Origin of the sequence: Desulfitibacter sp. BRH_c19, assembly GCA_001515945.1 — a bacterium.
In the GTDB taxonomy this organism is placed as follows: Bacteria; Bacillota; DSM-16504; order Desulfitibacterales; family Desulfitibacteraceae; genus Desulfitibacter.
In genome coordinates, this window is sequence record LOER01000022.1 from 49788 (window position 1) to 69323 (window position 19536).

The 19536-nt window shown below is 37.0% G+C and carries 22 protein-coding genes; 19 read left to right on the forward strand and 3 right to left on the reverse strand.

Annotated elements, in window-relative coordinates; all coding sequences use genetic code 11:
• The first annotated feature begins 1 nt into the window (after position 1).
• The 11 genes from APF76_15280 (at position 2) to APF76_15330 (ending at position 9055) form a co-directional block, all read left to right on the forward strand.
• Positions 2-268, forward strand: a complete 267-nt coding sequence (locus APF76_15280) for an ethanolamine utilization protein EutN (protein ID KUO51742.1) — start codon at positions 2-4, stop codon at positions 266-268.
• Positions 269-281: 13 nt separating this feature from the next.
• On the forward strand, positions 282-1613 hold the full coding sequence (locus tag APF76_15285) for an NADH dehydrogenase (protein ID KUO51743.1): 1332 nt from the start codon (positions 282-284) through the stop codon (positions 1611-1613).
• On the forward strand, positions 1613-2161 hold the full coding sequence (locus tag APF76_15290; GenBank protein KUO51744.1) for a propanediol utilization protein: 549 nt from the start codon (positions 1613-1615) through the stop codon (positions 2159-2161). Before APF76_15285 ends, APF76_15290 begins: the two co-directional genes overlap by 1 nt.
• 79 nt (positions 2162-2240) lie before the next feature.
• Positions 2241-2936: a hypothetical protein gene (locus tag APF76_15295; GenBank protein ID KUO51745.1), complete on the forward strand. Its 696-nt coding sequence runs from the start codon at positions 2241-2243 to the stop codon at positions 2934-2936.
• Positions 2937-3027: 91 nt separating this feature from the next.
• A complete protein-coding gene (locus tag APF76_15300) occupies positions 3028-3303 on the forward strand; it encodes an ethanolamine utilization protein EutM (protein ID KUO51746.1) in 276 nt (91 codons plus the stop codon).
• Positions 3304-3453: 150 nt separating this feature from the next.
• The gene (locus APF76_15305; protein KUO51747.1) at positions 3454-3945 is read left to right on the forward strand and encodes a hypothetical protein; all 492 of its coding nucleotides are present in this window, start codon (positions 3454-3456) and stop codon (positions 3943-3945) included.
• Positions 3946-4023: 78 nt separating this feature from the next.
• On the forward strand, positions 4024-5484 hold the full coding sequence (locus tag APF76_15310) for an acetaldehyde dehydrogenase (protein KUO51748.1): 1461 nt from the start codon (positions 4024-4026) through the stop codon (positions 5482-5484).
• A gap of 89 nt (positions 5485-5573) precedes the next feature.
• Positions 5574-6185, forward strand: a complete 612-nt coding sequence (locus APF76_15315) for a phosphate propanoyltransferase (GenBank protein KUO51780.1) — start codon at positions 5574-5576, stop codon at positions 6183-6185.
• A 249-nt stretch (positions 6186-6434) separates the two neighbouring features.
• The gene (locus APF76_15320; protein KUO51781.1) at positions 6435-7535 is read left to right on the forward strand and encodes a methylornithine synthase PylB; all 1101 of its coding nucleotides are present in this window, start codon (positions 6435-6437) and stop codon (positions 7533-7535) included.
• Complete coding sequence (locus tag APF76_15325) at positions 7532-8701, forward strand: hypothetical protein (protein ID KUO51749.1); 1170 nt, start codon at positions 7532-7534, stop codon at positions 8699-8701. Before APF76_15320 ends, APF76_15325 begins: the two co-directional genes overlap by 4 nt.
• Positions 8702-8725: 24 nt before the next feature.
• Positions 8726-9055, forward strand: a complete 330-nt coding sequence (locus APF76_15330; protein ID KUO51750.1) for a hypothetical protein — start codon at positions 8726-8728, stop codon at positions 9053-9055.
• Between the two features lie 35 nt (positions 9056-9090).
• Here the strand turns inward: APF76_15330 and APF76_15335 are convergent, their stop codons facing one another.
• Positions 9091-9915 carry a hypothetical protein gene (locus APF76_15335; GenBank protein ID KUO51751.1) on the reverse strand — a complete coding sequence of 275 codons (825 nt, stop codon included), beginning with the start codon at positions 9913-9915 and terminating at the stop codon, positions 9091-9093.
• 33 nt (positions 9916-9948) lie between these two features.
• Positions 9949-10785, reverse strand: a complete 837-nt coding sequence (locus APF76_15340; protein ID KUO51752.1) for a Pyrrolysine--tRNA(Pyl) ligase — start codon at positions 10783-10785, stop codon at positions 9949-9951.
• A 189-nt stretch (positions 10786-10974) separates the two neighbouring features.
• Here APF76_15340 and APF76_15345 point away from each other — a divergent pair, with 189 nt between their 5' ends.
• From APF76_15345 to APF76_15360, 4 genes are all read left to right on the forward strand, one after another.
• Entirely contained in the window at positions 10975-11460 is a 486-nt protein-coding gene (locus APF76_15345; protein KUO51753.1) for a hypothetical protein, read from the forward strand.
• 25 nt (positions 11461-11485) lie between these two features.
• On the forward strand, positions 11486-12862 hold the full coding sequence (locus tag APF76_15350) for a hypothetical protein (protein ID KUO51754.1): 1377 nt from the start codon (positions 11486-11488) through the stop codon (positions 12860-12862).
• 206 nt (positions 12863-13068) lie between these two features.
• A complete protein-coding gene (locus APF76_15355) occupies positions 13069-13407 on the forward strand; it encodes a hypothetical protein (GenBank protein ID KUO51755.1) in 339 nt (112 codons plus the stop codon).
• 47 nt (positions 13408-13454) lie between these two features.
• Positions 13455-15011, forward strand: coding sequence for a carbon-nitrogen hydrolase (locus APF76_15360; GenBank protein ID KUO51756.1), 1557 nt, complete (start codon positions 13455-13457; stop codon positions 15009-15011).
• A 70-nt stretch (positions 15012-15081) separates the two neighbouring features.
• Here the strand turns inward: APF76_15360 and APF76_15365 are convergent, their stop codons facing one another.
• Positions 15082-16095, reverse strand: coding sequence for a hypothetical protein (locus APF76_15365; GenBank protein ID KUO51757.1), 1014 nt, complete (start codon positions 16093-16095; stop codon positions 15082-15084).
• A gap of 309 nt (positions 16096-16404) precedes the next feature.
• Here APF76_15365 and APF76_15370 point away from each other — a divergent pair, with 309 nt between their 5' ends.
• The 4 genes from APF76_15370 (at position 16405) to APF76_15385 (ending at position 19507) form a co-directional block, all read left to right on the forward strand.
• Complete coding sequence (locus APF76_15370; GenBank protein ID KUO51758.1) at positions 16405-16926, forward strand: peptidylprolyl isomerase; 522 nt, start codon at positions 16405-16407, stop codon at positions 16924-16926.
• 108 nt (positions 16927-17034) lie between these two features.
• A complete protein-coding gene (locus APF76_15375) occupies positions 17035-18030 on the forward strand; it encodes a hypothetical protein (GenBank protein KUO51782.1) in 996 nt (331 codons plus the stop codon).
• Between the two features lie 20 nt (positions 18031-18050).
• Entirely contained in the window at positions 18051-18923 is an 873-nt protein-coding gene (locus APF76_15380) for a hypothetical protein (GenBank protein ID KUO51759.1), read from the forward strand.
• Positions 18924-19288: 365 nt separating this feature from the next.
• Entirely contained in the window at positions 19289-19507 is a 219-nt protein-coding gene (locus APF76_15385) for a hypothetical protein (protein KUO51760.1), read from the forward strand.
• The last annotated feature ends 29 nt before the right edge of the window (positions 19508-19536 follow it).

Consider the following 19536-nt stretch of genomic DNA (forward strand, 5'->3'; position numbering starts at 1 on the left):
ATTGAAAATAGGAAAAGTAATTAACAGTATCTGGGCGACTAGAAAAGAAGAATCACTAGTAGGAGTTAAGCTGATGATAGTTCACCTTCATGATAGGACTAAAGAAGAAGACGGACGGATAATAGTAGCAGCAGATCTAATTGGAGCGGGAATTGGAGAAAAGGTATTGGTTACTGAAGGAAGTTCGGCCAGACGTATGGGAGGACTAGAGGATTCTCCCGTAGATGCAATGATAGTAGGGATAATTGACGAAGAGAAAGAAAGCTGATGGGGAGACAGACATGGGAGAACAGATGATTGAAAAAATTCAAGATGCAGGAGTAGTAGGAGCAGGAGGAGCAGGTTTTCCAACACATGTTAAAGTATCATCTACTGCAAAAACAATTGTAGTAAATGGTGCAGAATGTGAACCCCTTCTAAGGGTAGACCAGCAGCTTATGAGTATGAAAACTAAGCAGATGGTAAAGGGCTTATGTATCGTCATGGAAATATCGAGAGCTGGTCAAGGTGTAATAGCATTAAAGGCTAAGTATAAGGAAGCAATTGAGCAATTGAAAAAAGAAATAGCAGGAAAGCCTATAAGACTGAACATTCTAGATGATTTTTATCCTGCTGGAGATGAACACGTTACAGTATATGAAGCTACTGGTAACCTTGTACCCCAAGGAGCAATACCTCTAAAAGTTGATTGTGTTGTAATTAATGTGGAAACATTAATCAATGTTGCAGAAGCATTAGAAGGAAAGCCTGTTATGGATACCTACTTAACAGTCACAGGAGAGATTGCGAAACCTATTACCATGAAACTACCAGTAGGAACCCCCATTAAAGAGGTGCTTGCAATCGCTGGAGTCAAGTCCTTAAAAGGACTGAAGGTAATAGATGGGGGACCCATGATGGGTAAGATAGTGGAAGATTTGACAGACTCAATTACTAAAACCACAAAGGGACTCATAGTACTTCCAGAGGATCACCCATTGATCAGAAAAAGACTAAAAGTTATAGATAGAATTATAAAAGAATCGAATGTTGCTTGTATACAGTGTAGATTTTGTACAGATTTGTGTCCTAGATATTTGTTAGGGCATAAACTGGAACCCCATAAAATCATGAGATCATTAGGACACATACATGGGCAGGAGGATGCCCTAAAAATGGCATTAGTTTGCTCGGAATGTGGTGTATGTGAACAATATGCATGCATAGTGGACCTTTCCCCAAGGAAAGTAAATGCTATGCTAAAACAAGAATTAAGCAAAAAGGGTATTAAGCCTGATATGCCAAAAGAGCAGACTGTTTCACACATGCAGGAGCATAGAAAGATACCAGTAAAAAGGCTTATTTCCAGACTTGGACTTACTGCGTATGACAAAAATGCTCCTCTAGAGAAAATGGAATACCAAGTGAAAAGGGTGCATATAAAGCTTCATCAGCATGTAGGAGCGCCATCAATTCCAGTAGTAGAAGTGGGACAAAAGATACAAAGGGGTAGCCTTATAGCAAGAATACCTGATAATGCACTAGGAGCAAATATCCATGCCAGCATAAGTGGAATCGTCATGGAAGTATCTGATAGCATAGTCATTACATCAGGGGAAGGAAGTGGTGAGTAATGATACAGGCTATTGGCTTAGTTGAGTTTATAAGTATTGCTAAGGGAATAGAAGCCGCAGATATAATGTTGAAGGCATCATTAGTAGACCTACTAGAAGCTAAACCAATCTGTCCAGGAAAATACATTGTCCTTGTATGTGGAGATGTATCGGCAGTAGAAAACGCAGTAGAGGCTGGGAAAAATGTAGGCTCTACAGCAGTAGTTGATGACTTTGTACTGGCAAATGTACATTCATCTGTTATAAAGGCTATCTCAGCAACAACCGCTGCAACTGAAGTCGTAGCTCTTGGGATTATAGAAACCTATTCAATCGCATCTCTAATAGTAGCTGCAGATATAGCAGCAAAAGCAGGAGATGTTGAACTAATAGAAATCAGAGTGGCAATGGGCATAGGAGGAAAATCCTTTGTAACCCTAACGGGAGACGTTGGCTCTGTAAAGGCAGCCATAGAAGCTGGATCAGCTTCAGTTTCAGAAAAAGGTATGCTTGTGGAAAAGGTAGTAATACCCTCACCACATAAAAGCCTAAAGAAAACATTATTATAAAACCAACCATGGGGACGGTTCTCCTGGCTGGTAAATCCATTAAGAAGTGTGTCCATATTCCGCTTAAGGAGGTGAATTTTTGAAAACATTAATTACAGTTTCAGAGATAAAGCAATTTTTGGGTAAGGGCAAAAAGACAATGTATGTAGATACTAATACAATTATTACTCCAGCAGCAAAAGATGCAGCAGGTGAGTATGGAATCAAAATAGTACTTGGTGCACAAGCAAAGGAAGTTTATGAAACTAAGCAGGATGACGCAGAAGTCAAAGCATGTACAGATACTATCGAGACTGTCAAGCACGAAGTTACAGGGGTAGATCCAGCAATGATTGCAAAAATAGTTGGAGAGGTAATGAAAAACCTCAATCAAACACAACGGCCATCCCAGCTAGTTAAAGAAGCCGATGCAAGTGGATTAAGGCTTGTAAAAGGTGATACTGTTGTATTAGAAAATTTTAATACAGGAGATCCAAATCATAACGTAAAGATAAAAGAAATTCTAAATATTAAAGAGAGTCCAAATATGGCAACCGGCTTTATGTCAATGGAAAAAACAACTTTTGATTGGCATCTAACCTATGATGAAATTGACTATATAGTAGAAGGAACTCTTGAGTTCATAATAAATGGAAAGAAATACACAGGAAAAGCGGGAGATGTATTTTTTATCCCTGCAGATACCAAGGTAACATTCTCTGCACCTGATAAGGTTAAATTTTTCTTTGTAACCTATCCAGCTAACTGGGCTGAATTGTCAGGGTATGAGAAGTAATAAGGTTTAAGTGCAGAATTCAGAAGAATGGGGTCTACTGACTCCTGTATTCTATATTACAAAAAACAAAAATTCAAGGAGGTAATTTTAAATGAATAGTGCATTAGGAATGATTGAAACTAAAGGTTTGGTAGGATCAATAGAAGCAGCAGATGCAATGGTAAAAGCAGCAAATGTTACATTGATAGGAAAAGAACATGTAGGTGGTGGACTTGTAACAGTAATGGTAAGAGGAGACGTGGGAGCAGTTAAAGCGGCAACAGATGCTGGAGCAGCAGCTGCACAAAGAGTAGGAGAACTTATTTCCGTACACGTAATTCCAAGACCACATAGTGATGTAGAAGCAATTTTACCAAGTACTAAGTAAATACTGGTTAAAAAATGCTGGGGACATTCCTCAGCCCAAAAGCTATGTAATTGGGGACATTCCTAAGCCCAAATGATAGACCTTGAAAAGGTGTGTCCCCTTACATTATTTGAGGTGTGTCGCTGTACATTAAGAAGGGGGTTGGGGGACATGAATCGATCGGCACTTGGAATGGTTGAAACCAGGGGTTTGGTTGGAGCAATAGAAGCAGCAGACGCAATGGTAAAAGCTGCAAATGTGGTATTGGTAGGCAAAGAAAATATAAGTGGTGGATTAGTAACGATAATGGTAAGAGGAGATGTAGGAGCAGTTAAAGCCGCAACAGATGCTGGGGCATCAGCAGCTCAGAGAGTGGGAGAACTTATTTCTGTACATGTAATTGCCAGACCTCATCTAGAATTAGAACCAATCCTTCCTTTTCCAACCCCTGATAAACCTTATGAAGAAGAGCAGGTTTTAGAGGAACCGAAGGAAGAAGAAAAAGCACCAGAAGAAGAAAATGACGTAGATTTAGATAAGCTAACAGTAGGTCAGTTAAGAAAATTAGCAAGAAAGATAGAGGGCATTTCACTAACTGGACGTCAAATATCTGTAGCAAATAAGGAAGTTCTTATCAAAGAAATAACCAAAACAAAAAACTAATAAGAGCAATATTTGAGAGTTTTACGTTATTCGCAGCTATAGATAGACAACGTACCGGAGAGAGAAAGGGGGATATAGGTGGCAATAGATTATGATTTACGGATAATTCAAGAAGCAAGGGATACCGCAAGAAAAGCAAAAGAAGCTCAGGAGGTTTTAGCCACCTTCTCAGAGGAACAAATAAATAAAATTCTTGCCTACATGTCCGAAGCAGTTGTGGAAAATGCTAGGTGGCTTGCAAAAATGGCTGTAGATGAAACCAAATATGGAATAGTTGAGCACAAAGTTATTAAGAATTTATTTGCAGGTAAGGATGTATATGAATATATAAAAGAGTTAAAAACAACAGGAGTAATAAAAGAGGATACTGTTAATAAAGTAGTTGAAATTGCAGTTCCTGTAGGAGTGATACTTGGAATTATTCCTACAACAAATCCAACATCAACATTGATACACAACGCTTTGTGTGCCATAAAGGCAGGTAATGCAATAGTTTTCTCACCACACCCAGCCGCAATTAAATGTAGTTGTGCAACTGCTCAAATAATTAATGAAGCTGCCGTTAAGGCAGGAGCTCCAGATGGCGTAGTAAGCTGTCTGTCAAAGGTGAGTATGCAAGCAGTTAACGAGCTTATGCACCATGAGGCAATATCGGTAATAGTTGCCACAGGGGGATCTGCCATGGTTAAGGCAGCATATAGTGCGGGAAAACCAGCCTTAGGAGTAGGGCCTGGTAATGTTCCAGCCTTTATAGAAAGAAGTGCTAATATAAAGCAGGCAGTAAAAGATATTATCACAAGTAAGACATTTGATAATGGAATGATATGTGCCTCAGAACAGGCAATAGTAGTTGATGAACCAATAAAGGATCAAGTGATCAAAGAGCTAAAAAACCAGGGAGCTCACTTCTTAAATAGAGAAGAAACAGAGAAGGTTAGTAGACTTATAATGACACCTAAAGGTGGAATGAATCCAGCCTTTGTGGGAAAAAGTCCTGACTTTATAGCAAATAAAGCAGGTGTACAAATACCCGCAAAAACTAAGATTTTAGTTGCACCATTGGATGGATATGGTCCGGAATACCCATTATCCCATGAAAAATTAACCACAGTCCTAGGTTTTTATGTAGTTAAAGACTGGCATGAGGGTTGTCTACTAAGTATTGAACTACTAAAACTTGGAGGAATAGGTCACTCATTTGCAATTCATTCTCAAAATGAAGAAATTATTAGAGAGTTTATTGTAAAACCTGTTTTTAGAATTTTAGTTAACACGCCATCAGCACTAGGTGGTGTTGGTTTTTCAACAGGACTTGCACCTTCAATGACATTAGGATGTGGTACTTGGGGAGGAAGTAGTCTTTCTGATAACCTTACTCCATTACATTTAATAAACACTAAGAAGCTTGCTTATGGAACTGTAAATGTAGATTTTGAAAATAATACAGAAAGCACCTCTTCAGACATGTATAGCCCAGATCAAGTTGCAGAGGTAGTGAAGCAGGTAATAGCCAGACTTCAAGAAGGAAAACATGCGTAAAAGCAGGTGAAGTAATGAATCAAAAGCAATTGATTGAACTTGTGACAGAAGTAGTATATAGGCATCTAAAAGATCAAAAAAAGGATAAAATAGAATGCCAAATTTTAGATAAGGATACAATTCCTATAGGCATCTCTAATCGCCATGTCCATCTTTCCCAAGGTGATTTAGAAGCCTTATTCGGAAAAAATGTAAATTTGCGCATTTTCAAGGAGTTGTCTCAACCTGGCCAGTATGCCTGTGTAGAAACAGTTACCTTAGTTGGTCCAAAAGGTGTAATAGAAAAGGTTAGAGTTTTGGGTCCTACAAGAGATAAGACACAGGTTGAAATTTCATTGTCGGATTGCTTTAAACTAGGTGTTCAAGCACCTATAAGAGACTCCGGAAAACTACAAGGATCAGTTGGCTTAACCCTAGTTGGTCCTGCTGGGGCTGTTACTATAAATGAAGGTACTATGATAGCAGCAAGACACATTCACATGCACACCTCTGATGCTCTTAAGTTGGGAGTTAAGGATGGAGATAAGGTAAATGTTAAGACCTCAGGCCAAAGGGTGATGGTTTTTCTAGAAGTCTTGGTCAGAGTTAGTGACAAATATAAGCTTGAAATGCATGTTGATATTGATGAAGCAAATGCTGCTTCTTTAAAAAATGGTGATACTGTTCAGTTAATCAATTTTTCTGATAGCTGTTTTAATTAGATATATCTCGGTAAAATTATGGTAAACTGTAGATTTAGGAAGGATTTATTCATTCCATGTCTAATATAATAATAGTCGTGCTTTTTCACAATTATGGGGGGTGGATCGGCATAGATCGCGTAGACTCTAAATTTACGTAGCCGGGTGGAACCCCCGGACTCCTCGCCAAACTTTGTTTAATAAAAGATTCTAGCAATGGCTAGAATCTTTTATAATAATACTTTAAAAGAGGTGGCCTAAGTGCAAAGGATTGATCCAAAAGCAAGCTTGGAGCAAATACTGGACAAGGCAGATAAAAACCAGTTTTTATCTAGAAATGAAATAGTTTATATTTTAACATTAAATAAAAAAGAAGAACTTCAAAAGGTTTACGAAAAAGCACGTGAATTACGTAATAGGTATTTTAGCAATAAAGTGTTTCTTTATGGCTTTGTTTATTTTTCAACTTGGTGTCGTAATGATTGTGCTTTTTGCTATTATAGAAAATCCAATACACAAAGTCAAAGGTACAGAAAATCCAATGATGAAATAATGAACACAGTACTGGGCCTTGCAGAATCTGGAGTTCATCTTATAGACTTAACAATGGGTGAAGACCCTAAATACCATTTAAATAGTGGTGGGTTTAATTCATTGATGGAATTAATTGAAGATGTCAAATTACAAACCAAGCTACCTGTTATGGTTTCTCCTGGTGTAGTTTCTGAAGAAAATCTCAAGAAATTTGTAACCTTAGGTGCAGATTGGTATGCTTGCTACCAAGAAACACATAATGAAGAATTATTTAAGACTCTGCGTATCAATCAGAGCTATGAGGAGAGGCTTCAAAGTAAAATAAAAGCTATTGCAGCAGGACTATTGGTGGAAGAAGGGATCTTAACAGGTGTAGGTGATACAGCCCAAGATATAGCCCTTTCGATGGAAAACATGAGAAATTTAGGAGCCCATCAGGTTCGTGTCATGAGCTTTGTTCCACAGACGGGAATTACTATGGAGGCCCATTCGAAAACTTCACCGGATACAGAGATTAAGGTAATTGCTCTTTTAAGACTTTTGTTTCCGGATAAGCTAATACCTGCTTCTCTTGATATTGATGGGATTGAAGGTTTACGGGAACGTCTAGATGCAGGAGCAAATGTAATTACCTCTATTATACCTCCAATGTCTGGGTTGGCTGGTGTGGCACAAAATAGCAAGGACATAAAGGAAGGCCATAGAACAGTTCAAGGAATTACTCCAGTTCTCCAAGAAATGGGTCTTAAAAAAGCCTCAGTAGAGGAATATAAAAACTGGGTAGATGAAGAGAAAAAGAAAAAAGTTCATAATTTGCCAACAGGGTCTGTCATATGAAGGTAGTAATAGTGGGTGGAAAATTACAGGGAGTAGAGGCTACCTATTTAGCGAAAAAAGCTGGATGGGAGGTTATCCTTGTTGATAAGAAGGAAAATGCAGCAGCAACAGGTATGTGTGATGTCTTTCATAGAATTAATATAATGAATGATCAAAGTGAAACCTTTGCCGAAATTATACGCGGCAAGGATTTAATTATCCCTGCTTTGGAGGATGCTGATGCTGTAAAAGTCATTGAAAAGATAGCTGTTAAAGAAGATATTCCAGTTGCCTTTGACATAAAATCCAATATAATATCATCTTCCAAATTAAAATCTGACAAGCTATTTGCGAAGAACAATATACCATCACCAAAATATTGGCCTAATTGTAGTGTTCCTGTAATAGCAAAACCTTCAGGTTTAAGTGGCAGTCATGGTGTAAGAAGATTTACTGACCTTAGGACTTTAGAAGAATTTATTAACAACAATATTCAGAGCAAAGATGAAAAATGGGTAATACAAGAATACTTGGATGGACCATCGTATTCTTTAGAGGTAATGGGGTATAAGGGTAAGTATGTTACATTTCAAACTACAGAAATACAGGTAGACTCAACCTATGATTGTAAGAGAGTCTTAGCACCAGTAAATATTGGGGATAACCTCGAAAAACAATTGCATGAAATAACAGAAAAGATAGCTAGTGTTTTAAACCTCACAGGAATAATGGATGTTGAGGTAATTAATCAAAATGGTAAACTAAAGGTATTGGAAATTGATGCCAGATTACCAAGTCAAACACCTATAACGGTTTATAAGTCTACTGGAATTAATATGCTAACTCAACTTGCTGATATCTATGTATTTGGCAAATTACCTGTTATCAAAAAAAGTTTGAATATCAGTCATGTAATCTTTGAACATATATCAGTATCTTCTCAGAGAATAGAGATACTTGGTGAACATATAATGGCTAACGCTGGCCCGTTAAACCTTAAAGAGGATTTTTTTGGAGCTGACGAAGCCGTAACTAATTATAGACCAGGCAAAGAATTTTGGGTGGCTACTTTAATAATGACAGCAGAGGGCTATCATGAAGTTTGGAATAAGCGGGCAAAGGTGCTAAAGAATATCATGGATCATCTCAAAATATCGGAGCATAGTGATTCTTGTCCAACAGGATAATTCTCGAATTGGAGGGTATGGAATATGACTGAAAAGAAAAGGTACTATAGAAAGCAAGTTGATTTTTTCCGACTATTAAACAAAATAAAGCTTTGGCCCTCTCGTACTGGTGTGATTCATGGTATTAAGTCCATCAAGGAAAAAGGAAAATATGCTGAAATAACCACTCATTGTAATCAAACCTTTACAGTTATGAACTCAAAAAATAGTCGTGCAGCCAGATGGCTACGCAATAAATGGATGACTGGCACCTGTAAAGCATGCAAGATACCTAGTTGGAAGCTAGAAAAATTTTCAACTACTATGTTTACTCAACATTATGGTTCGGAATTAAGAGAGAAAAAGAATGGATAAACAAAGTCCGCCTTATGGCGGACTTTTACTTCTGTTTAGCTCTTGTTGTTTGCTCCTTGGACTGCCATGGCTAGCATTGTTACTACGCCTATTTGTAATGGGTCATGGATAATTCTATTTTTAAATACCTCATAAGCTTCATCAGATACACCTAGTGGCATTCCTGGAGCGGATATTTTGGCCTCCTGGTGTAAATTATTTAAAGTCATAAAGGCTTTTTCAGGAGATGCATCGATAATATATTTGTATTTTGGAATAGCTTCAGAAAGGCTTTCTTCAATAATGATACTTGGATTTAGGGAGGATAATTTATCTTTATCTATATCACATACTGCAACCTTTGCTTCCATATTTAAGAGATAATCTATACAATGGCTTCCTACTATCCCAGCCCCAACTACTAAGACCTCACAGTTTTTTAATCCATTGGATAATAGACTCAAGGCTTTTACAAACCCTTTCCCTGTTGCTTCTCCATTGTCTACCACTTTTCTAGATGCCAGGTTGATAGCTATAAATTGGTTGTCATCAGCCATAAAAATAATATCAGCATCCCTGTTAATAGCTTCTGCAATACCTGATACATCGTAGTTATTTGTTACAAAAACATGAAAACCTAAATAATTTATAAAGCTTTGTATTGATTGAGAAAAATTACCAATTATTCCTTGGCCAGATGTTATTGGCACAACAGCGACTTTACTGTTTGAAATAGCTTCTTTGAAGTCTTTGATGGTTATACCCGCTGCAGAGACAGCAATTTCAGCCAGATTTACTCCACAATTTTCAAGTAATCTTCTATCATAAGCTCTAATCTGTTGATTTAAATCTTTCAGGTCCACTTCAGTTAATCTTGTCACAATTCATAACTCCTCCAGTCTAAATAAAATGGTTTAAATATTTAAACGGGACCCATCAAGGTATGAAATACTTCGCCCAGTCCTTCGAATATTTTTAAAACCTTTTTTAACAGTTACCAATCTTTCTAAGCCAAAACCTATTCCTACCCAGGGGTCAAATATACCCCAGCTATTGTCCAAGGAATGAGGTCCATAGGCTCCTGATCCTATTTCCAAATCATTTACGACTACATCGATAGTCTCAATATAGACTTCTGATTCGCAGTTCTCCAGACTATAATTTGTTATATCTGCTGCTTCCATGACAATATGTGCAAGCTCTTTGAGCCTCTCGGTTTGTTTCCCCTCGAGCTCTCCCAATTCAACAAGATTAAGCATGGTAAACTCATTTAAATGGTTTGCTCCCTGAGATTCTTTGCGAAAGCATGTACCAATCTCAAAAATTTTAATAGGTTTTTCCCATATTCGCTCTAAGTCTCTCAATAGAGAATAGAGATTAGGAGCAAGCATGGGACGGAGACATTTGTTTTTGTCTACCCAGAATACCTGATTTGACAGAGGATGTTCACTTGTGATGGTCATTTTATCAAGCATTTCTTTTGGCAAAATATGTGGAGTAACTACCTGTACAAAGCCCTCCTGTGTAAGGCGTTCAGTAAGCTTACTTTCTAGTTGACAAAGTAAAGGACGAAATTCATTAGTTTTTAGTTTAAATAAGTTTTTCTTGTTTTCTGTTACCAGCTTTTTATCGAGTTCTTGAAAAGCCTTGTCTCTTGCTCTTGTATTCTCAAAAAGATGCTCCAAAAATGAAGGATCTGCATTTAATTCAACTAGTCTTTGCCTTTGAACTTTACTCCAAGCAATGTCCATTTAAACCACTCCTATGAAAATATATTCTATTATAATTATTACCATTAAATGCATTTACATATATTATGTATATATTTCAACAGCATAATTGACGAATCCTTCATTTATCCCAATACTTACTAGCTCAAAGAATAATTCTTTTAAAAGGAGGGAAATATAACATGGAAAAACACGAAAGGGAGGTTGTTTATGAGACAGTTTATAGGTGGCTTCATACTTGGTATATTCTTGGTTGGTATAGCCTTTGGAATGTTTTCTGCTGTTCAGCAGGGAGCTATAGATCAGTTCATACCAGCCCAGGGTGGGGTGGGTCAACCACGGCAAGATGATGTATGGATGATTTCCAGAATGGTAGCAGCTGAAGCTCGGGGAGAACCTTTCGACGGGCAAGTTGCTGTTGCAGCCGTTATTGCTAATAGGATAAGGGATCCACGTTTTCCCCCTACAGTAAATGGTGTAATATATCAGCCACTAGCTTTTGAACCAATATTAAATGGTAGTTTTTGGAATGTGAATCCTTCAAGCGAACATGTTAGAGCAGCCAGATTAGCACTTAATGGTTGGGATCCTACTGGTGGGGCGACATTTTTCTGGAACCCTGCTACAGCAACGAGTAGATGGATTTGGAGTAGAACAGTCACATCAAGAATAGGTCGACATGTTTTTGGCTTTTAACTGAAAAGAAGGTGAGGTGAAAATTTTGAGTTATAGAGATTGGTTTGCAAATTATAAGAACGTACTTTTAGGTGTTTTAGCGGCACTTTTAATCGGTGCAGGTTTAATGTGGTATTCAGGAATAGGCAACAGGACTTATGCAATGGACAATGCCCTAGAAGCCAGATACCAAACAGCGTTTTTTGATTTGATTGATAGTACTGAAAATCTAGATGTACTCCTTGGAAAAGCACTTGCTTCAAACTCTAACAGCCACAATATAATAACCCTGTCAACAGCTTGGCATGAGGCGGAGAGAGCAAGAGGTAGTTTAGGTGAACTCCCATTAGAGATGCCATCTATGATGCGGAGTCAGCAATATATGGCACAGCTCGGTGACTTTTGTTACTCTTTAGCTACAAAGCTAGCTGATAATGTTGAAATAAGTGAACAAGAAAAGGAAACCTTAGAAGAACTCCATGGTGAAACACGAACGATGCATAGAGAATTAAGGGAATTAACTACTTTAGCACAGGATAGAAAGTTTAGATTTGGAAATTTAACAAGTGACAATCAGCAGCGCTTAACTCCAGAAACACAGAATGTGGTTGATGGTTTTGGCAAGATGGATGAGCGTCTTCAAGATGAAGTGCCAACTCTAACATATGATGGACCATTTTCTGACCATGTTGTCAATATGGAACCAAGAGGGATAACCGGAAAGGAAGTCAGTCCACAGGAAGCAGCAAATATAGCCCAGGAATTCATGAGTGAATTGGGTTATGATTTTGATACTAATAGAAGTGAATCATCAGAAGGAGATATTCCTATATATCATGTACAGTTTGGAGAAGCCGACCAAAGAGACGAAGCTGCAGGTGTAGGAATTAGCCAACAAGGCGGTCATGTAGTCTGGATGATAGTAGCAGATACTCCAGATGGCGAACAATTAGATAGGGGAGAAGCTTTTTCTAGGGCACAGGAGTTTGTTGATGATTTAGGTCTAGGTGAGTTTACTCCTATCGGTCATCTTGAAGAAGGAAACGAATTGCTGGTAAACCTAGCATTGGTGCAGGATGAGGTTATTATTTATCCTGATATGGTTCAGGTGACTATTTCTCTTGAAAATGGCAATATAATTGGCTATGATGCAGCAAAGTATTACACATCACATACAGAAAGAGATTTGCCTGAATCAGAAATTACTGAGGAAGAAGCAAGAGAAAAAGTTAACCATGAATTACAAATCGAAGAGGTTAGACTTGCTCTTATTCCGCTAAGCAATCTAGAAGAAAAATTGTGCTATGAAATACGAGGAACAATGGGCGAGGACATTTATTATGTATATATCAACGTAGAAACAGGTCAAGAAGAGATGGTACTCTTAGTTGTAGAGACGGAGGGTGGAACTAGAAGTATTTAGATTATAAGTTAGGAAAAGGCCTCAGTTTTAAAAAGAGCTGAAGGCTTTTTCTATTAAAGACTGCTTACCCCCAAAGAAGTAGCATTTTTTGCATGATATGAAGGATTAATACAAAAAAAATAGAAACATGAATATAGTTAACTGTTGAATAGATTTAGTGCCTTTGACATAAATAATAACAAAACATTTTTTGGGGAGTGAAAAGCATGACAGGTTTACTAGTAAGATGGGTAATTAATGCTCTCGGTTTGATTATAATTGCAAATATAATTCAGGGGATTAATTTACAGGGCTTTGGAGCAGCTTTAATTGCTATTTTAGTTTTAGGAATAGTAAATGCAATTATTAGACCCATATTGTTATTACTTACTTTGCCAATAAATATTTTGACTTTGGGTCTCTTTACCTTTGTAATCAATGGTTTTATATTATTTATGGTGGCCTCTGTCGTAGATGGTTTTGAAATTTCAGGGATTTTAGCTGCTATTATTGGCACCATACTGCTCTCTTTAATTAGCGCTATTACCAATAAACTAGTGAAATAGTGTACCCTTAACAGTTGTTAAACACCTTCATAAAAGGAGCACAATAAATGACAAATATTGATCTAACTAAATTCGAAAAAAAGATTGTATTAAGAAATATAACCAGAAAGGACATTGATTATATTATTGAGCTAGGAAGAATATGTTTTCCTAAAATGGAAACATGGACGCGGGGACATCTTGAGAGCCATTTAAAAATTTTTCCTGAGGGTCAATTTTGTGTTGAATATGAAGGACAAATTGTGGGATCATGTTCTAGTTTGATTGTTGATTTTGAAGAGTATGATGATCAGCATACTTTTGATGAAATTACTGACGATGGTTATATTACTAATCATGATTCAGAAGGCACAAATTTATATGGAATAGAAGTAATGGTGCATCCGGATTTTCGTAATATGAAAATTGGCAAAAGGCTTTATGATGCTAGAAAAGATTTAGTCCAAGAACTGAACCTAAAAAGTATTATAATTGCAGGAAGAATTCCAAATTATCATTTACATGCTGATCAAATGACTCCAAGGCAATATGTAAAAGAAGTAAAAATTCATAACATTTTTGACCCTATATTAGGCTTTCAATTAAAAAATGACTTTGTAGTCAAGAGAGTAAATACCAATTACTTACCGGATGATGAACGCTCTCTAAATTATGCTATTCTTATGGAATGGTTCAATATTGATTATCGCCCTCAAACTAAAAAACATTTTAAGACTGCATTCCCAGTAAGGGTATGCGTTATTCAATACATGATGAAAAGTATATCCTCTTTTGAGGAGTTAGCTAACCAATGTGAGTATTTTGTTGATGTAGGCTCAAATTATAAAAGTGATTTTGTTGTATTTCCAGAAATTTTTACAATACAGCTTTTATCATTTGTTGAAGAGAAGTCCCCTAGTCTATCTGTGCGTAAACTTACAGAGTTTACTGAACAGTATATAGAAATGTTTACGGAATTAGCTGTTAAGTACAATGTAAATATTATAGGAGGATCCCACTTCGTTGAAGAAAGTGGCAAAATTTATAACATTGCATATTTATTTAGAAGAGATGGAACAATTGAGAAACAATATAAAATTCATATAACACCAGATGAAAAAAAATGGTGGGGCATATCGGGTGGAAATGAAGTAAGAGTCTTTGATACAGATTGTGGCAAGATTTCCATTTTAATTTGTTATGATATTGAGTTTCCTGAATTATCAAGGATAGTAACAGAAATGGGAGCAAATATTATCTTTGTGCCTTTTTGTACTGATGAGAGACAAGGATATCTACGGGTAAGGTATTGTGCTCAGGCCAGGTCTGTTGAAAATCAGACATATACGGTAATCGCAGGTACTGTAGGCAATTTAACTCAGGTGGAAAATATGGATATCCAGTACGCCCAATCAGCTATATTTACCCCATCTGACTTTGCCTTCCCAAGAGATGGAATATTAGGGGAGTGTAGTCCAAACATTGAGATGGTTGTTGTTGGAGATTTAGACCTAGAAATTTTAAAACGTCATCGTAAATCGGGTACAGTTACTCTTTTAAATGATCGAAGGAAGGATATCTATGAATTAATAATTAAAGATTGTTCTAATCTATATGAGCAATAAAGTAAGCTTATATTTCAAGAAAAATAAGTAGGAGGGATTTATACTCTCCTACTTATTATTTTACTACAATTTACTGTATATCTGCATCGGGTACATCTTCTCCTGTTAGTTCACTATAAGACTGCTGTAATAGTTGAACTACGAATATTGGGTTATGAATTCCCAAGCTACCATCATTGCTAACTAACATATAGTTAAAAGCTGCCTGGTAAGCTTCATTAGGAGCTTGAATTTCATTACCTGCTTCATCTGTAAATACTACTGAGCCATGACTTGATTCAAAGGATCCCCCATCTATGGATTCAGAAATTGCTTCCTCTAAAAGGGTTAACAATCCTTCAGTTTCATCCTGGAACCCTGTAGCCTCACCATTACCATCATAGTCCGCATTTGCCTCTAAGTTAACATCTGTAATATCTCTATGACAATCACCACATGCTGCTTCAAGATTATCTACGGCAAAGGTATGAGATTGCCATCCATCTTCAGTTGGAGTCATATGACAGGCATTACATGTGTTTTCAATTTCAAAATGAGAAGAAGTTTCATAATCGAAATCCTCAGCCATTATACCTCCTGTTCCAGTATAAATACCTGCTTGACTGCTATAGTGGGGTGCTGGTCTGTCTTCATCGTCGATAGTGGGGTTTTTTCTCTCATTGTGACAAGCTAAACATTGTGCTCCAGTACCTGCCTCTACATTTTCTTGAGAAGGTATACTTACTGTTCCAGATTGCATTAGCTCATTACCCTGTCCAGTATGACATGCCCGGCAATCAGTTGAGACAGGAAACTCTCTTTCCAACTGATCTATTTCTGTTATTTGCTCTGCAAATGCACCACCATCATGACATACAACACAATTATCCCTTTCAGCTGGACTAAGCACTATGTTTGAGTGGTTGGATCCAACCCATTGACCAACAAGCTCTGATGGGTCAATATTTTGGGCTTCCTCCTGAGGTTGTTGAGGTTCTGGATCTTGCGGAGCAGGTTCTTCAGCTGGAGGACATCCAACTGCAAGAAGCATAAACATAAATAGAATTAAAATTAACACTACTGGTTTAACTTTCCTATGTATCAAATAGTGACACCTCCTGTTTAATGAGCGGGGACAAACTTCTTCTGGAGCATTAATGTATTGGGCACACACCTCTATTTAAAGCTATTCCTTTTGGACGAGGAATGTCCCTAACATATATGTCTGAGGAATGTTCCCAGCTTATTAAGTCATGTATTTTTTCAGTATTAGTTTGAGTATATTTGAAACAGTTTATGTGCCATAATGTATAAAAAAATAAAAACATCCAAAGCAAGGTTAAATTTTGCAAAACTACTTAAAAAAGGGTACAATAATTTCATTCGAAGTATTAATAGGAGAAAGGATGGTAATATGTCTAAAAATCCAATAGTAACAATGGAAATGGAAAATGGAAGTTTAGTTAAAATTGAACTTTATCCAGAGGAAGCACCAAATACTGTTAGGAATTTTGTGTCATTAGTTAAAAAAGGTTTCTATGATGGTTTAATTTTTCACAGGGTTATACCAGGTTTTATGGTCCAGGGAGGTTGTTCTGAAGGTTCAGGCATGGGTGGGCCAGGGTATTCCATTAAAGGGGAATTTAGCAAGAATGGATTTCCAAATGATTTGGAACATGAGCGGGGAGTGCTTTCCATGGCAAGAACAATGGCTCCAAATTCTGCAGGTTCTCAATTCTTTATTATGGTAGAGAAGTCTCCCCATTTAGACAGGGACTATGCTGCTTTTGGGAAGGTTACTGAAGGTATGGAGGAAGTTGACAGGATAGTGAGTGTAAAACGGGATTCTAGAGATAAACCTCAGGAAGACCAGAGAATTAAGAAGATGACAGTTGAAACTTTTGATGTGGATTACGGAGAACCAGAAAAAATTTAAAAACAGGCACCTTGGCATTTTGTCAAGGCGTCTTTCTTTGAGCATAAGAAAAGGGATAAATGAAAGAAGGAATTAAATTTGAAAGGCAATAAAGTTTCTATTGAAGAAATGAGAGAACTACATAATGTCATAAGTATTGATGTCCGATCTCCGAGTGAATACAAGGAGGGGACTATTCCAGGAGCGATAAATATCCCGTTGTTCGAAGATGAAGAAAGAACAAAAGTGGGAACAGTTTATAAACAGATTTGCACGGAAAGGGCAAAGGATCTTGGTTATAAAATAGTGGAACCAAAGCTTCCGCATATTCTTGAGCAGATAAAAAGTGCGTCACAGAATGTCGACGATAATATTATTTTATTCTGTTGGCGTGGGGGAATGAGGAGCCAAAGCTTAAAAGACTACTGTAATGAAATGGGATTAAAGGTTGTATATCTCTCTGGGGGCTACAAGGCCTATAGAAGGTTGGTCCATTCTTTCCTTAGTGATATAACAAATATTCCTGAGATGGTTGTTTTGAATGGCCTTACGGGTGTGGGGAAAACGGATTTGTTATCGTTATTGTCAGAAAGAAAAATACCAACAATCGATATCGAGAAAATAGCTAATAACAGAGGATCGGTTTTTGGACAGATTCATGGAGGGAATCAACCAAGCCAAAAGGCATTTGAAGCTGAGATATTTGAAAATGTATGTAACAATCAATTGAACTATTCAGTAATAGAATGTGAAAGTAAGCGAATAGGTAAGCTTTATATTCCTGATTCTGTATTTCAAAAAATGAAAACTGGCAAACAAATTCATTTATATGCTAGCCTCAAAACAAGAGTTGACAGGCTGATAGTAGACTATGCCACTTTTCCGGAGGAAAGATTAATAGATGCAATTTTACACTTAAAAAAGGCCCTTGGGCGGAATAAAATGAATAATCTTATTGACTTGGTTAATGAAAAAAGATTTGATGAGGTTGCAACCATACTCTTAAAAGACTACTATGACCCACTATATGGTTATCCAACAGGAAAAGTAGCAGATTATGACCTTTCTGTAAACTGCGATAACCTTAATCATGCTGCGGAGGAAATAATAGATTACTTGAAATAAAATATCAGGGGGTAATTATCATGGATTTTAGGAGTTTTATGAAATTGAAAAAAACAATTCTAGTTGATGGAGCTATTGGAACCCAGATGATTGAGAGAGGAATAGAAACTGGTGGTGTAGCTAACTTAAACAACCCTAAAGATGTTATGGAGATTCATAAGGATTATTTTGATGCTGGTAGTGATGTGATCTTTACAAATACATTTACAAGTAACCGTATTTATGTTCAAACACATAATCTTGATATTGATGTGATGGCAGCAAACAAGGCTGGTGTAGAGATTGCAAAAATGGCTTGCCCCAAAGGAAAATATGTATTAGCTGATATGGGCTCTACAGGACAACTATTAACTCCATATGGAACTTATACAGAAGAAGAATTCTATCAAAACTTTAGAGAACAAGCACAAATATTTTTAGAAGGCGGGATAGATGGGTTTGTAATTGAAACCCAGACTGATGTAAGGGAAACCCGTTGTGTTACGCGTGCTTGTCGAAGCATTTCTGATTTGCCTATCTTGGTTTCCTATACGTTTTCTAAAACTCCAAAGGGCTTTGTAACAATGATGGGTAACTACTTAACTGAGTGTGTTCAAAATGCGGTAGATGAGGGAGCAGATGTGGTAGGTGCAAACTGTGGAGAGTTAGCTCCTGCTGAACTTGCTGAAGTTGTTTCTGCAATAAAATCAATTTCCAACATACCAGTAATAGTGCAGCCCAATGCGGGTAAACCAAAGTTAGTTGATGGTATAACTAAGTATGATATGTCACCAGAAGTCTTTGCGGAGGGTATTAAGAAATGTATCGAAGCCGGTGCCCATTTAGTGGGAGGTTGCTGTGGTACAACCCCAGAACATATTGGCAAGGTAAGATGTTATATGGATGACAGATAGAATACTCTCAAATAATCAAACACGAGTTATCTACAAATACTGCCCTTAAAAGCAGTATTTTTGTGTCCATAAAAGTTTAAATGGAATTCTTTACATAAAGGAATAATTAAATCTAAATATAATTATTAATACTTGTAATAGATAAATACATTTAATAAGTTTTATTTATAAACAGGTTCTTGAATGTAGTTCAAATGAAACTAATTGATGTCAGGTGACCATTTAATATAATCAATATTTAACTTAATTCTAACATTAACAGTTTACATCTTTTTTAGCGGTTATTTCTTTGCACTTCCATTTTAGAATTGAGAGGAGTATAATTTAGATAATAAATATATTGAGTGAATGGGGAGAGTAATTAAATGAGCAAAGTGGCCCAAGACGAAAGTAAAAATTTACCGAAATGGTTGAGAAATGTAACTTTTATCGTTTTTGGTATTATACTATTTGGCGCTATATCGATTGTTTCCTTAGATACAGGCAATTATGCTGACCAAGTAGCTGGTGCTGGGGATATCTGGTGGGCTGATGTACCAGAAGTTGAGGATGCATATCAGGCTGCGCGCGTGCGCGATTATTAAATAGAGTAAAAACAATTAAATTGATTGTT

What these genes read in the sequence shown, in the direction of transcription:
- APF76_15285 (KUO51743.1), top strand. Translation starts at nt 282, where the DNA reads ATGGGAGAACAGATGATTGAAAAAATTCAAGATGCAGGAGTAGTAGGA.
- APF76_15290 (KUO51744.1), top strand. Translation starts at nt 1,613, where the DNA reads ATGATACAGGCTATTGGCTTAGTTGAGTTTATAAGTATTGCTAAGGGA.
- APF76_15300 (KUO51746.1), top strand. Translation starts at nt 3,028, where the DNA reads ATGAATAGTGCATTAGGAATGATTGAAACTAAAGGTTTGGTAGGATCA.
- APF76_15305 (KUO51747.1), top strand. Translation starts at nt 3,454, where the DNA reads ATGAATCGATCGGCACTTGGAATGGTTGAAACCAGGGGTTTGGTTGGA.
- APF76_15325 (KUO51749.1), top strand. Translation starts at nt 7,532, where the DNA reads ATGAAGGTAGTAATAGTGGGTGGAAAATTACAGGGAGTAGAGGCTACC.
- APF76_15330 (KUO51750.1), top strand. Translation starts at nt 8,726, where the DNA reads ATGACTGAAAAGAAAAGGTACTATAGAAAGCAAGTTGATTTTTTCCGA.
- APF76_15340 (KUO51752.1), bottom strand. Translation starts at nt 10,785, where the DNA reads ATGGACATTGCTTGGAGTAAAGTTCAAAGGCAAAGACTAGTTGAATTA.
- APF76_15345 (KUO51753.1), top strand. Translation starts at nt 10,975, where the DNA reads ATGAGACAGTTTATAGGTGGCTTCATACTTGGTATATTCTTGGTTGGT.
- APF76_15355 (KUO51755.1), top strand. Translation starts at nt 13,069, where the DNA reads ATGACAGGTTTACTAGTAAGATGGGTAATTAATGCTCTCGGTTTGATT.
- APF76_15360 (KUO51756.1), top strand. Translation starts at nt 13,455, where the DNA reads ATGACAAATATTGATCTAACTAAATTCGAAAAAAAGATTGTATTAAGA.
- APF76_15370 (KUO51758.1), top strand. Translation starts at nt 16,405, where the DNA reads ATGTCTAAAAATCCAATAGTAACAATGGAAATGGAAAATGGAAGTTTA.
- APF76_15375 (KUO51782.1), top strand. Translation starts at nt 17,035, where the DNA reads ATGAGAGAACTACATAATGTCATAAGTATTGATGTCCGATCTCCGAGT.
- APF76_15380 (KUO51759.1), top strand. Translation starts at nt 18,051, where the DNA reads ATGGATTTTAGGAGTTTTATGAAATTGAAAAAAACAATTCTAGTTGAT.
- APF76_15385 (KUO51760.1), top strand. Translation starts at nt 19,289, where the DNA reads ATGAGCAAAGTGGCCCAAGACGAAAGTAAAAATTTACCGAAATGGTTG.